We start from the raw sequence: 14157 nt of genomic DNA, 5'->3' as shown, positions 1-14157 counted from the left end.
CCAATAATCCGTCACTATTCGGGGATTCATAGATCTACGGAAAGGCAAGAGCAAGTGTTATGCCAGAGTTGTCTGCCATGCAGGCCCAGCACATCAAAGTGGGAGCAAGCCCCTCCCACAGTTGGTTACGAATCAGGCGTAGTAATCAACCGCGCTGGACCCGATCACGCTGGAAATGACGGGCGCCGCTGTTTCAGCCACGTCGATGTGCCCACTACTCTCGCCGCTGTCCCCGCGCCTGCCACTGCCACTCAAGCCGGCCTGGGCCTGAGCCTGAGCTTGTTGCTGCTGCTCCTGGCCACGGGACTGGTCGGAAACGTTGACGTCCACCTGCCCCATGCCCTGCTGGGCAAACATCTCCCGCAAACGTCCAGACTGGCTTTCCAGGGCCTCGCGCACCACGGCATGGCCGCTCATGAACTGGACCTGAGCCTGTTGGTCCGGCGTCATGTTGACCTTGATATCCAGGCGCCCCAGCTCTGCCGGCTGCAATTGGATCTCGGCCGACTTGAGGCCGGCGCTGGACAGGTACATCACGCGATTGACCACTTCTTCGGTCCAGCCGCTCTGGTGCATGGCCAGCGGCGCATTGGCCACCGGCGGCAAGGCGTTAGCCGTTTTCGGCGTGGCGGCCTGGGTCAGCGCGGCCAGGCGGTTGGCGAAGTCATCGACGCGGGTATCGCTGCTGGCCTCTTTCAAATCCTTGAGGCCACTGTCGATCAGCCCGCTGAAGGCTTTGTCACCGCCATCGGTGCTGTCCTTGGTGGCCTGTTGATCGACCATTGTCGCCAGGCCGGCCGCGAAACTCTGCGCAGCGGTCGGTTGGTCCTGGGTCGGCGCCGATGGGGTTTTCTGCGGCGCCTGGCTGCTGGCCGACACGTGCCCGCCCTGCTCCATTGCCAAACGCACGGTCGGCATCGAGTCCAGTGGGTCGGCCGACGGATCGAACGCCGGCTGCGGGGTGTCATCCGTCGCCGCGACGGGTGCGGCAACCACCGGCTGGGCCTTGTCATCCTTGGCCGCGGCAGCAGGGGCCGGGGTTTCCACAGGAACAGGCACAGCTACCACCGGGGTGACGGCGGCAATCACCGCCGGGTCGACCACGGGGTCAACGGGAGGTTGCTGGACCAGGGACGGGTCGGTGGGCTTGGCGTCGTCACTGCCGGCGCTGTCATCGGACTTGGCCGGCGGGTTGGCAGGCAAGGGATTGCCGCTATCGGCAACCGCTGGCTTGCTGGCGGCAGGCTTGTCGTTGCTATCCACCGACGAGGCGCTGCTAACCGAAGGCTTGTCACGGGTGGATTGGGTCGGGGTGTCGCCGCTCTTCACCGACGACTTCGAACCTTGGCTGGCGAACACTTGAGCAAAGCCAGGGCCCTTGTCCTGCGGGGCCGCAGCAGCTGCCACAGGTGTAGCGGCGGGCGCTTGAGGCTTGGCTGCGGGGGCAGCCTGGAGGAGCGAGTTGGGGGCGACTGGCATAGGTAAAGGTCTCCACTGCACAGGGGTCGGGGATGCTGTGCCAGGAGGTAGAGCAAGAGTCGGGCCAGGTTTGTGTCTGTGCGTATGCAGGACGTCGACTTACGCTTCTTTAACAGCTAAAGCCCAAACCGCTGCTTCTCCGACTCATACATAGGCCGAACCAGAGCAAACTCACGGTCAATCTGATCCACCAGCGCCCCCAGGTCCGCCGTCGCCCCAACCGACTCCACTTCCAGCCGCTGGCACAGCTGCGCCAACCGTACCGCCCCGAGGTTGCCGCTGCTGCCCTTGAAACTATGGGCGATTCGCCCCAGCGCCTTGGCGTCATCGCGCGCCTTGCGCAGGGCTTCGACGCGCTTCTGCGAGTCGTCAAGGAAGGTGTCGAGCAACTTGGGGTACTCGCTCTCCATGACGTCCTGCAAACCCGACAGCACTTCAGGGTCCAGATGAATCTCAGCCACTTGCTCGCTCCTTGATCAAGAATCGGCGGATTATGCCAGAGCCTTCCAGCAAAACTCCACGCAGACACTGCGCCCGCCGTCCGTCCAGCGTACATCGCTGCTCAGCTGGCGCACCAGGCTCAAGCCTCGACCAGACAGACGGTCCAAATCCAGGGGCCGCTTCAGCACCTGATCCACGTCGAAGCCTGGGCCACTGTCTTCGACGCGCAGGATCAGCTTGCCGCCCGTGGCGGTCGGCATCACTTGCATATGTACCCGCACATGACCGCTGTCCAGTTGCGCCAGGCGCTCATTGCGCTGACGGTAGTAGTCGGCGAATCCCTGGGCGTCGCGCTTGAGCTGCGAGTCCAGGCCCAGCACGCCGTGCTCCAACGCGTTGGAATACAGCTCGGCCATCACGCTGTAGAGCGCCCCGCTCTGCTCACGCAGCCCCTGAATCTCCAGCAGCAGCTGCAACAGGTAAGGCAAGGGGTTGTAGCATTTGAGGGTCTGGGCGCGAAATTCGAAGCTCACCGACCAATCCAGGGGGCATGGCTGGTTGCTGTCGGCGTATATGGGCTCGGCCGCACGCAATGGCTGGCCGGGCTGCAAGGTGATTTCCACCATGCTGACATCATCGCGCGCTTCACCACGAAAGGCTGCCAGGGCCTGTTCAATCTCTTCGAACAGGCGGTCGGGCTCGCGGTTGGCGGCGAATACCTGCTGCAGGCGCTCCGCGCCGAACAGTTGGTCGTTGGCGTCGGCAGTATCCAATACGCCATCGGAGAGCAAAAACACCCGGTCGCCGAGGGCCATGGGCAAGACCTCAATGCGGTCATCGAACGTCTCCACCGACAGCACACCCAACGGCAAGTGCCGCGACATCAACGGCGTGCGCCTGCCCGTCGCGACCTCATGCACATAACCTTCCGGCATGCCGCCATTCCACACCTCGACCACGCGCCGCTGTGCGCTCAGGCACAACAGGGTGGCGCAACAGAACATGTCCACCGGCAGGATGCGTTTGAGCTTGGCATTCATCTCCCGCAGGATCTGCACCAGCTCGTAACCCTTGGCAGTCATGCCGTAGAACACTTCCGCCAGGGGCATGGCACCCACGGCGGCAGGCAGGCCATGCCCGGTAAAATCGCCGAGCAGCACGTGCATGTCGCCAGACGGCGTGTACGCCGCCAGCAACAGGTCGCCATTGAACAGTGCATAGGGTGATTGCAGGTAGCGAATGTTCGGCGCGGCGTTGATGCATCCCGAATGGGCGACCTTGTCGAACACCGCCTTGGCCACCCGCTGCTCTTGCAGCAGGTACTCATGATGCCGGGCGATCTGATCGCGCTGCTGAAGGACCGTGGCCTGCAGGCGCCGCAAACGGTCCATGGCATTGATCTTGGCGGCCAGGATCAGTGGGTTGTAGGGTTTGGGCAGAAAATCATCCCCGCCGGCATCCAGGCACTCGGCCAGGTCGGCGCTTTCGCTGAGGGACGTAAGAAAGATCACAGGGACCAGCGCTTCCCCCGCCAATTGCTTGATCCACCGCGCAGCCAGGAAACCGTCCATCACCGGCATCATCGCGTCCATCAACACCAGTTGAGGTCGCTCACGCGCAAACACCTCAACGGCTTCCTCGCCATTGGCTGCGGTGAGCACGTGATGCCCCTGGCGCCGCAAGATAGTCGCCAGCAGCAGCCGGTCGGTATCGCTGTCCTCGGCGATCAGGACAGTCAGCGGCTCGGACATCGGGGCCAGGACTCTCAATTGATGTCGAACAGCTTGTCGAAGTTAGAGATGGCGAGGATCTTGCGCACGTCGGGACTGCAGTTGATCAGCGTGACCTGCGAGTCGTCACCGCCTGCGTGGTCACGCAACAACAGCAGCATGCCCAAGGCCGAGCTGTCCAGGTAGGTGGCTTCTTTCAGATCGACGGTGTAGGCGTCGGGGACCTTGTAGAAACGCTCGTAAGCCTCACGAAAATGCTGGTGGCTGCCGAAATCGAATCGGCCCTTGATTGCGATCGTCAACTGCTTCCCATCCAGGGATACTTCTGATGTCACCGACATACGACTGCTTCCTTGTCATTGGCCATGTGTAACAAGGTTTAGCAGGCGAACCCGATCTCGGCAAATGCAGGAGCAGCCCCACACCTAATACTGCGACTGACGGGGCAGACGTTGTGACAGCTCATCCAGCAACTTTTGCTCGCGCTTGTCCTCAATCGCCCGTGCTTCGTCGATATAGCGCTGCACCAGCTTGCGCAGGCCCTCGACCCGGGCAAACGCCTGCTGCCAGCTTTCGCGGGCCTTCTCAAGGTTGTTCTGGTGCCAGGCCAGGCTCTGGCGCTGCTGGGCGACCGCCGTCTCCAGCTGGTTGAGAAAGCCCTGATAGCCCATCAACCACTGGCCGGACACCCCCTGGCTGCCGCGCTCGATCCACTGTTGCTGGTATTCGCCGCGAAAGCGCTCCAGGTCGCCCAGCTTGCTTTCCGCCAGGCGGACCTGGCCTTGAAAATAGCCCAGGCGCTGGGCGGCGGTCTTTTCGGCCTTTTCGGCCATGTCCACCACCGGCGCCAGGCGTGAAGAGCGGGTGCTGGCCATGGCTTAGCCGCCTGGCGCCGGGGCGAAGATCGAGCCGAGGTGCGCTTCGCTTTCACCCATGCTGATTTTGTCGTTGAGCCCCTGGCGCAGGTAGGTCACCAACTGCGGTTGCAGGGCGATCGCCAGGTCGGTCTCGCGATCCCCGCCGGCCACATAGGCGCCGACGCTGATCAGGTCGCGGCTCTGTTGATAGCGCGACCACAACTGCTTGAAATGCTGCGCGCGGGCCATGTGCTCCGGCGTGACCACCGCCGGCATCACCCGGCTGATCGAGGCTTCGATGTCGATGGCCGGGTAGTGCCCCTCCTCCGCCAGGCGCCGCGACAGCACGATGTGGCCGTCGAGCACACCTCGCGCCGAGTCGGCGATCGGGTCCTGCTGGTCATCGCCTTCGGACAACACGGTATAGAACGCGGTGATCGAACCACCGCCCGCCTCGGCGTTACCGGCACGCTCGACCAGCTTGGGCAGCTTGGCGAACACCGACGGCGGATAACCCTTGGTGGCTGGCGGCTCGCCGATGGCCAGGGCGATTTCCCGCTGGGCCTGGGCGAAACGAGTGAGCGAATCCATCAGCAACAGGACGTTCTTGCCCTTGTCGCGAAAATACTCGGCGATGCGCGTGCAATACATGGCGGCACGCAGACGCATCAAGGGCGCGTCATCCGCTGGAGACGCCACGACCACCGAGCGCTTGAGGCCCTCTTCACCCAGGCTGTGCTCGATGAACTCCTTCACCTCGCGGCCCCGCTCGCCGATCAACCCGACCACGATAATGTCGGCCTCGGTAAAGCGCGTCATCATGCCCAGCAAGACCGATTTACCCACCCCCGTACCGGCGAACAGGCCCAGACGCTGGCCGCGGCCGACCGTCAATAAACCGTTGATGCTGCGAATGCCCACGTCCAGCGGCACGCTGATGGGGTTGCGATTGAGCGGGTTGATGGTGGGGCCATCCATCGGCACCCAGTCTTCGGCCTTCATGCCGCCCTTGCCGTCCAGGGCGCGTCCGGCGCCGTCGAGCACGCGCCCCAGCATGCCCATACCCATCGGCAGGCGCCCGGTGTCAGCCAGCGGCACCACGCGGGCGCCCGGGGCAATGCCCGCCAGGCTGCCGACCGGCATCAGGAAAATCTTGCTGCCGGAGAACCCCATGACTTCCGCTTCGACTTGCACCGGGTGGTAGCTGTCGTCGTTGATCACCATGCAGCGGCTGCCCATGGCGGCGCGCAGGCCCTCGGCTTCGAGGGTCAGGCCCACCATGCGCAACAGGCGCCCTTCGAGGATCGGCTGGCCGGGCAACTCGGTGGCCTCGGCGTAGCTGCCCAGGCGCTTGGCGAAGCTGGTGCGATCAAGGCGCATCAGGGGCGTCCAGGTCTACGCTCAGGTCAGGTTCGGCCGGATGCAGGGCCTGCTCATGGAGCTGATCGAAGAGCTTGGCCATGATCTGGGTGATACGGGTTTCCACCGTCGCGTCGATACGGCTGTGCTCAGTCTCGACCCGGCAACCGCCAGGCTGCAATGTCGCGTCTTCAACGATGCGCCAGGTTTCTTCATGGCGCTCGCGCAAGGCTTTGACCTGCTCGAAATCCTGCGGGTTGATGTACAGCCGCACATTGCCGACGCCCAGGGGCAGCAGCTTGAGGGCTTCGCGCATCACGCTTTCGATATGGCTGGAGTCGAGCACCAGTTCGCGCTGGATCACTTGGCGGGTCATGTGCTCCACCAGGCGGACCATGGCTTTTTCAAGCTGGGAATCCTGCTCGGCGATCGGGTCGAACAGGCTGCTCATCAAGCGCTCCAGGCTGGCGAGCTGGACGCTCAGCGCCGCCTCGGCTTCCTGGCGGACTTTGAGAGTGGTACTGCGAAAACCGTCTTTTTCCCCCGCCGCGAAGCCCTCGTTGTAGGCTTCCTGGCGGATGGCCTCCAACTCTTCGAGCGTCAGTGGCTGGACTTCCTCCAGCGGCACTTCTTCCATTTGCACTGGGGGCTCTTCGACCGGCTCAGGCTCGGGTTCCGGTACATGCGGATCGAAACTGGGCAACGACCAGATATCGAACCCGCCGACGTCCCGCGCGCGAATCAGATCGCTGGGCGCCTCATCTTTGCTCGACATGGGACGCGCCTTAGATCATTTCTTCGCCGCCCTTCCCGCCGAGAACGATTTCTCCGGCTTCGGCCATACGGCGGGCAATGGTGAGGACTTCCTTCTGGGCGGTTTCCACGTCGCTGACGCGTACCGGGCCTTTGGCTTCCAGGTCGTCGCGCAACAGTTCGGACGCACGCTTGGACATGTTCTTGAAGATCTTCTCTTTGACGTTGTCGTCGGAGCCCTTGAGCGCCAGCACCAGAACGTCCGAGGACACTTCGCGCAGCAACGCCTGGATGCCACGGTCGTCGACATCGGAGAGGTTGTTGAACACGAACATGAGGTCTTCGATCTGGCCGGACAGGGTGTCGTCGATCTCGCGGATCGAGTCCATCAACTGGCCTTCCATCGAGCTGTCGAGGAAGTTCATGATGTCGGCCGCACGCTTGATACCGCCCAAGGTGGTGCGCGAGGCGTTGGAGTTGCCCGAGAACTGCTTCTCCAGAATCGTGTTGAGTTCTTTCAATGCCGCCGGCTGCACGGTGTTCAGCGACGACACGCGCAGGATGATGTCCAGGCGCACTTTATGGTCGAAGTGGCCGAGGACTTCACCAGCCTGGTCCGGGTCGAGGTAAGCCACGACAATCGCCTGGATCTGCGGGTGTTCGTAGCGGATCACGTCGGCAACGGCACGCGGCTCCATCCATTTCAGGCTGTCGAGGCCGCTGGTGTTGCCGCCGAGCAGGATGCGGTCGATCAGGCCGTTGGCCTTGTCTTCGCCCAGCGCCGAGGTCAGCATCTTGCGGATGTAGCTGTCGGAGCCGACGCCCAGGCTGGTCTGGTCGCCGACGATCTCGACGAACTCGCTCATCACCTGCTCGACTTGCTCGCGGTGCACGTTACGCATCTGCGCCATGGCCACGCCGACGCGCTGAACCTCTTTGGGCCCCATGTGGCGCAGCACTTGGGCGGCGTCGGTTTCACCCAGGGACAGCAGCAATACCGCCGCTTTATCGACCCGGGTGAGCTTGGCAACAGCGGCTCGATTATCACTCATCTGCGTTGATCCACTCTTTCACGACCTGGGCCACACGACCCGGATCTTCTGCCACCAGACTTTTGATTGCGTTCAACTGAGCGTCATAGCCTTCGCTCGGGCTTGGCAACAGGATGCTTTGCGGGCCGCCCAGGCTGACGCGGTCGTTGGCCAGTTCGCCATCCAGGCCGCCCATGCCACCCAACTCGACGTCACTGCCACCGAAGGCCGCCAGTTGTTTCTTGCCGTTGCCGGTAATGTTGTTGAGCACCGGACGCAGCACGCCAAACACCAGCACCAGGATGAACAACACGCCCAGCACTTGCTTGACGATGTCCCAGAACCACGGCTGAGTATAGAACGCAGGATCGGCGATCACCTCTCCCCGTTCGGCGGAGAACGGCATATTGATCACGCTGACGCTGTCACCGCGGCTGGCGTCGAAACCGACAGCGTCCTGCACCAGGCGGGTAAAGCGCGCCAATTCGTCGGCGCTCCAGGGCGCACGGGTCACCGCGCCGTCAGCCGGGTTGACCTTGACCTGGTCATCGACCACCACCGACACCGACAGGCGGTTGATTTTGCCCTGTTGCTGCTTGGTGTGGCTGATGGAACGGTCGAGCTCGAAGTTCTTGGTGGACTGGTTACGCTTGTCCGCCGGGTACGGGGCGAGCATCGGCTGGCCGGTGGCCGGGTCCATGATCTGCTGACCATTGGCGTCCAGCAGCGGCTGGCCAGGCTGAATCGCGCCGGCAGTCGCGGCAGCGCCACCGGTGGTTTGCGGTGCCGACGCCGGGGCCGGAGGCTGATTGCTCAAGGCGCCCGGCACCCCTTGCGGGCCATTGCTGGCGGTGCGTTGTTCGCTGGTGGACTGCTCGCTACGCAGGGCGGGCTGGTCGGGGTTGAACTGTTCGGAGGTCGACTCGACGGCACTGAAGTCCACATCGGCGGATACTTCAGCCTTGTAGCGGTCATTGCCCAGCACCGGTTGCAGGATATTGTGCACACGCTGGGTGAGCATGCTTTCCATGCGGCGGCTGTAGTCGAACTGCTTGCCGGCCTGGGTCAACGCCGAGTTCTCGGCCTGGTCGGACAGCAGGTTGCCCTTCTGGTCCACCACGGTAATTTGCGACTTGCTCAATTCTGGAACGCTGGTGGCCACCAGGTTGATGATCGCCAGGACCTGACCCGGCTCCAGGGAGCGACCGGCAAACAGTTCGACCAGTACCGAGGCGCTTGGCTTGCGTTCGTCACGCACGAACACCGAGCTTTTTGGGATCGCCAGGTGCACACGGGCACCCTTGACGTTGTTCAGGCTGGAGATGGTACGCGCCAGCTCGCCTTCCAGGCCGCGACGGTAGCGAGTGGCTTCCATGAACTGGCTGGTGCCCAGGCCCTGGTCCTTGTCGAGGATCTCAAAACCGATGTTGGCGTCGGACGGCGTCACGCCAGCGGCAGCCAGCTTCATGCGCGCGCGGGCGACGTCGTCGGCCTTGACCAGCAAGGCGCCGGAGTTGGGTTCCACGGTGTAGGCGATGTCGGCGGCGGCGAGGGTTTCCATGATCTGCTTGGAATCCATGCCCGCCAGGCTGCCGTACAGCGGCCGGTAATCGGGTTGCTGCGACCACAACACCACGGCAAAACCAATCGCCACGCTGGCTGCCAGGCCGACCAACAGGCCCACCTGACGCAACATGGTCATTTCGGAAAGGTTTTCCAGGAACGACAGGCCAAACAGCGGCGGCTTGCCGTCTGCCTTGGCGGGTGCGTTGTCCACGACTGCTTCTGCCATGACTTAAATCTCGTCCTTAAACCGGCATCTGCATGATGTCTTGATAAGCTTGAACCAGCTTGTTACGCACTTGGGTCAAGGCCTGGAAGGAAACACTGGCCTTTTGCGAGGCGACCATCACATCGGTGAGGTCCACGCCGCTTTTACCGATTTCAAAGGCGGTGGCCAACTGGTTCGACGCTTGCTGGGTATCACTGACTTTGTTGATTGCCTGACCGAGCATGTCGGCAAAACTGCTTTGGCCCAATTCCGGCGCGGGCGCGACGGATTTCGGTTGAGCCATGGCATCCATTTGCATGGAGCGCATATCCAACATCAACCGATTGAACTCAATACCCTGGCTCATGACCTTCTCTCTCTGACGACCCGCAATTTTTTGACACTACGCAGCGGTTACTACAGGTGGTAGCAACAAGGGTGCCAGATCCGTGGCGACTCGTAAGAAAAGGCGACAAGCCATGTCAGCCCAAGTATTTGTCAGGTAGCGAAAAGATACGCTTCCACATCCATACCGGCGTCACGCATCTGCGCCAGCTTGTAGCGCAAGGTGCGCGGGCTGATGCCCAAGCGCTCGGCGGCCTCTTTGCGACGGCCACGCTCGGTACGCAAGGTGTCGATGATCATCTGGAATTCGCGGCGCCGCAGATCATCCCCCAGGGCACCGCCGGTTTCGGCTTCGGCGACTACCGGCGCGGGCGCCAGGGTGGGCAACGGTGCCGCCGCACTGCCCATGGCCAGGCAGAAGTCTTGCGGCTGGATCAGCCCGCCCTGCTGCAAAATCAGCGCACGCTGGATCGCGTTGTCCAACTCCCGCACATTACCGGGCCATGGATAGCCGATCAGGCAAGCCTGGGCTTCAGCCGACAGCCGCGCCTGGGCGTGCTTCATTTTTTTGACGTGGTTGTTCAGCAGGCGCTCGGCCAGCGGGATGATATCGGCCGGACGCTCACGCAACGGGCGCCAGGCCAGCGGAAAGACCGAGAGCCGATAGAACAAGTCTTCCCGGAACCGCCCCGCCGCCACTTCGCCCGCCAGGTCGCGGTTGGTCGTGGCCACCACGCGGATATCCAGCTGGATCGGCTTGCGCGCACCGACCCGCTCCACCTCACGCTCCTGCAACACCCGCAGCAGTTTGGCTTGCAGGCCCAGAGGCATTTCGGAAATCTCGTCGAGCAAGATAGTGCCGCCATCGGCCTGTTCGAACTTGCCGGCCTGGGCCGCGATGGCGCCGGTGAACGAGCCCTTTTCATGACCGAACAGGGTGGCTTCGAGCATGTTGTCGGGGATAGCCGCGCAGTTGATCGCAATAAAGGGTTGCTTGGCACGACTGGACTGCTGGTGGATATAACGCGCCAACACCTCCTTGCCGGTGCCGGACTCGCCGGAAATCAACACGGTGGAGTCGCTGCGCGCCACCCGTGCAGCCAGCTCCAGCAATTGAGCGCTGGCCGGTTCAAAGGCAATCGGGCCTTCGCTTTCGACGGCAGGCATCACCCCCAGGGCATGCCGCGCAACCAGCTCCATCAAGGCTTTGGGCTCGAATGGCTTGACCAGGTAATCAGCCGCGCCCTGACGCATGGCGTCCACCGCGCGCTCCACCGCGCCATGAGCGGTCATCAGCAATACCGGCAACTGCGGCTGACGCGCGCGCAGCAGGCCGAGCAACTGATGACCGTCCATGCCCGGCATGTTGACGTCGCTGACCACCAGGCTGAACGCCTCTTGCTCGACCGCCTCCAAGGCTTCCTCGGCAGAACCGACTGCCCGGTAGTCATGGCCCGCCAACAGCAGCGTGTCAGCCAATGCTTCACGCAGGGCGCGATCGTCTTCCACCAATAAAACCTTGATAGCCATAGCTTCGTTACTCCGCGCTTGCCGGGCTGGTAAACAGCGGCAAGGTCATCAATGCACAGGTGCCACGCCCCAATCGGGAGTGCAGGTGCAATTCTCCCTGATGGGCACGTGCCACCGCCTTGACTACGGTCAGGCCGAGGCCGGTACCGTTGGTCTTGGTGGTAAAAAACGGTTCGCCCATCCGTTGCAACACGACTGGGTCGATGCCGCTGCCGCTGTCACTGATGCACAGCCGCAGGTTTTGCCCGCGCGGGTAGAGATGCACCTTGAGCCGCGCATCCGCGCCGCTGGCCTGGATGGCGTTTTCAATCAGGTTGAGCAAGGCACCCACCAAGGTGTCGCGATTGCACAGCAATTCGCCGAGATGGCTATCGCACTGCCAGCGCACATTGACGTCCTGGATATGGGTGGCAGCCGCCGATTGCAGCGATTGCATCAGCTCTGCCGGCGTGACGCGGTCGGTCAGCGGCAATTCGCCACGGGCAAACACCAGCATGTCGCGCACTTGATGCTCCAACTCGTGCAGGCGCTCCTTGAGGCGCCCGGCAAATCGCTGGTGGGTGGCAGCCGGCAACTGCTCATCAGTCAAATGACTGGCGTAGATCAGCGCCGCCGACAAGGGCGTGCGGATCTGATGCGCCAAAGAAGCGACCATCCTGCCCAGTGACGACAAGCGTTCATGACGGGCCAGCTGGTCTTGCAGGTGACGGGTTTCCGTCAGGTCGTTGAGCAGCACCAACTGTCCGGGCTCGGCGTCCAGGGAGCGGGTGGCAATGGACAGGCGGCGCCCGTCTTTCAGGGAAATTTCGTGGCCGTCATCTTCACGCGGGGCAAAGCAGCGGGTGATGACTTCTCGCCACAACTCGCCTTCCAGCGGCAGGCCGAGCATGTCGCAGGCGGCCGGGTTGGCTTCGCGCACACGCCCTTGGTCGTCGATGACGATCACGCCACCGGGCAACAGGTCGAGGAGGTTTTGCAGACGGTTGGCCAGGCGCTCTTTTTCCGCCAACTCTTCCATGCGCTGGGCGCTGACCACCGCCAGCTCGCCCTTAAGCTCGGAAACCCGGGCTTCCAGCAGGCTGTAGGAGTCGGTCAGTTGGCTGGACATCTGGCTGAACAGCGAAAACGCCTGCTCAAGGCCCTGCCGGCTCTGCTGCTCTACAGATGGGGCGCCCCCCGCAAGATCGGGGGACGAAGATAGTTGGGCGGCGTGGGGCATCATGCTCTCTCGCTGGCTGACCGTCAGTTAAACGGAACGTTGCGAGGGCTGTAGCAATACCCGTGCCGAAAAAAAACTACTGGAATTTCAGTAGTTTAAAAAACAGGCGTCAATCATCCGCCTGTTCGTCACCTTCTTTGCGGCTCATGCCGTACTTGCGCATCTTCTCCACCAGGGTGGTACGACGAATACGCAGGCGCTCGGCGGCCCGCGCGACGATGCCGTTGGCGTCGTCCAGGGCTTGCTGGATCAAGCCTTGCTCCAGGTTGCCGAGGTAATCCTTCAGGTCCAGGCCTTCCGGCGGCAGCATGGCTGTGGCGCCGAAGTCCGGGGTATGGCCATTGATGGCCACGCGCTCTTCCATGTCGCTGCGCAGGCTGTCCACCAACTGCTCGTCTTCGTCGTCGACGTAGCGGAATTTTTTCGGCAACTCGACCACGCCGATCACACCGTAGGGGTGCATGATCGCCATACGCTCGACCAGGTTGGCCAGTTCACGCACGTTGCCCGGCCAGCCGTGGCGACACAGGGACATGATCGCGGCAGAGTTGAAGCGAATCGAACCGCGCTTTTCGTGCTCCATGCGCGAGATCAGCTCGTTCATCAGCAACGGGATATCCTCGACGCGCTCACGCAGCGGGGCCATCTCGATCGGGAAAACATTGAGGCGGTAGTACAGGTCTTCGCGGAAGCTGCCCACCTCGATCATGCTTTCGAGGTTCTTGTGGGTGGCCGCGATGATGCGTACATCGACGCTCTGGGTCTTGTTGCTGCCCACGCGCTCGAAGGTGCGCTCCTGCAACACGCGCAGCAATTTGACCTGCATCGGCAGCGGCATATCGCCGATTTCGTCGAGGAACAGGGTGCCGCCATTGGCCAGTTCGAAACGCCCGGCACGGCTGGTGATTGCGCCGGTGAAAGCGCCCTTCTCGTGGCCGAACAATTCGCTTTCAAGCAGCTCCGCCGGGATCGCCCCGCAGTTGACCGGCACGAAGGGCCCGTCGCGGCGCTTGGAATGGTAGTGCAGGTTGCGTGCGACCACTTCCTTGCCGGTGCCGGACTCACCGAGGATCAGCACGCTGGCGTCGGTGTCAGCCACTTGCTGCATCATCTGGCGTACGTGCTGGATCGCACGGCTGGTGCCCACCAGGCTGCGGAACAGGTTGGGTTCGCGGTGACGGCCACGCTCACGGGCCTGGTCGTACATCTCGCGATAGACCTGGGCGCGGTGCAGGGAATCGAGCAATTTGCTGTAGCTGGGCGGCATTTCCAGGTTGGAAAGCACACGACGACGCTGGTCTTCCGGCAGGTCCACGGAAGAAATATCGCCCATCAGCAACACGGGAAGGAACTCATCCCAGGTTGACAGTGTCTTTAACAAGCCCAAAACAGCGCCAGGAGCGTTTACCGTCCCGATCAGCACACAAATGACTTCACGGCTCGACGACAGCGAGCTGACCACCTGCTGCCAATCATGGCTGCCGCAGGGCAAATTTTCTTCACCAAGAAAATTTAAAATCACCGCTAAATCGCGGCGACGGACGCTATCGTCATCAATCAGCAGAATTTTGGTTTCACGCCACATGCAATAGCAACTTCCCTAGTAAAACTTCCTGCCCCAAAGTGAGGGCAATCTAGACGG

13 protein-coding genes are annotated in these 14157 nt (G+C 62.4%); all 13 read right to left on the bottom strand.

Annotated features, from left to right (window positions below; translation table 11 throughout):
* Positions 1–132: 132 nt before the first annotated feature.
* Positions 133–1479 (bottom strand): flagellar hook-length control protein FliK, encoded by a 1347-nt coding sequence (locus ACQRBV_RS16175; protein WP_411985153.1) that lies wholly within the window; start codon positions 1477–1479, stop codon positions 133–135.
* Between the two features lie 116 nt (positions 1480–1595).
* On the bottom strand, positions 1596–1940 hold the full coding sequence (locus ACQRBV_RS16170; protein WP_060756033.1) for an Hpt domain-containing protein: 345 nt from the start codon (positions 1938–1940) through the stop codon (positions 1596–1598).
* Between the two features lie 30 nt (positions 1941–1970).
* The gene (locus ACQRBV_RS16165; protein WP_411985154.1) at positions 1971–3689 is read right to left on the bottom strand and encodes an ATP-binding SpoIIE family protein phosphatase; all 1719 of its coding nucleotides are present in this window, start codon (positions 3687–3689) and stop codon (positions 1971–1973) included.
* Positions 3686–3991, bottom strand: a complete 306-nt coding sequence (locus ACQRBV_RS16160; protein ID WP_060756035.1) for an STAS domain-containing protein — start codon at positions 3989–3991, stop codon at positions 3686–3688. The genes ACQRBV_RS16165 and ACQRBV_RS16160 overlap by 4 nt, the downstream gene beginning before the upstream one ends.
* Positions 3992–4075: 84 nt before the next feature.
* Positions 4076–4525 carry a flagellar export protein FliJ gene (gene fliJ, locus ACQRBV_RS16155; protein WP_060756036.1) on the bottom strand — a complete coding sequence of 150 codons (450 nt, stop codon included), beginning with the start codon at positions 4523–4525 and terminating at the stop codon, positions 4076–4078.
* Between the two features lie 3 nt (positions 4526–4528).
* The gene (gene fliI / locus ACQRBV_RS16150; RefSeq protein ID WP_060756037.1) at positions 4529–5887 is read right to left on the bottom strand and encodes a flagellar protein export ATPase FliI; all 1359 of its coding nucleotides are present in this window, start codon (positions 5885–5887) and stop codon (positions 4529–4531) included.
* Entirely contained in the window at positions 5877–6641 is a 765-nt protein-coding gene (gene fliH, locus ACQRBV_RS16145) for a flagellar assembly protein FliH (protein WP_060756038.1), read from the bottom strand. The genes fliI and fliH overlap by 11 nt, the downstream gene beginning before the upstream one ends.
* A gap of 10 nt (positions 6642–6651) precedes the next feature.
* Complete coding sequence (gene fliG, locus ACQRBV_RS16140) at positions 6652–7671, bottom strand: flagellar motor switch protein FliG (RefSeq protein ID WP_060756039.1); 1020 nt, start codon at positions 7669–7671, stop codon at positions 6652–6654.
* The gene (gene fliF / locus ACQRBV_RS16135) at positions 7664–9442 is read right to left on the bottom strand and encodes a flagellar basal-body MS-ring/collar protein FliF (RefSeq protein ID WP_060756040.1); all 1779 of its coding nucleotides are present in this window, start codon (positions 9440–9442) and stop codon (positions 7664–7666) included. Before fliF ends, fliG begins: the two co-directional genes overlap by 8 nt.
* A 16-nt stretch (positions 9443–9458) precedes the next feature.
* Positions 9459–9788: a flagellar hook-basal body complex protein FliE gene (fliE, locus tag ACQRBV_RS16130; RefSeq protein WP_016972029.1), complete on the bottom strand. Its 330-nt coding sequence runs from the start codon at positions 9786–9788 to the stop codon at positions 9459–9461.
* A gap of 131 nt (positions 9789–9919) precedes the next feature.
* Positions 9920–11296, bottom strand: coding sequence for a sigma-54-dependent transcriptional regulator (locus tag ACQRBV_RS16125; RefSeq protein ID WP_198762715.1), 1377 nt, complete (start codon positions 11294–11296; stop codon positions 9920–9922).
* Between the two features lie 7 nt (positions 11297–11303).
* Entirely contained in the window at positions 11304–12515 is a 1212-nt protein-coding gene (locus ACQRBV_RS16120; RefSeq protein WP_161549169.1) for a sensor histidine kinase, read from the bottom strand.
* 109 nt (positions 12516–12624) lie between these two features.
* Positions 12625–14100 (bottom strand): sigma-54 dependent transcriptional regulator, encoded by a 1476-nt coding sequence (locus ACQRBV_RS16115; protein ID WP_060756043.1) that lies wholly within the window; start codon positions 14098–14100, stop codon positions 12625–12627.
* Between the last annotated feature and the right edge of the window lie 57 nt (positions 14101–14157).

Origin of the sequence: Pseudomonas sp. R11F, from assembly GCF_050312575.1 — a bacterium.
GTDB lineage: Bacteria > Pseudomonadota > Gammaproteobacteria > Pseudomonadales > Pseudomonadaceae > Aquipseudomonas > Aquipseudomonas palleroniana.
Note: the sequence above shows the minus strand (reverse complement) of the source record. Positions and strands in the feature narration are given on the sequence as shown.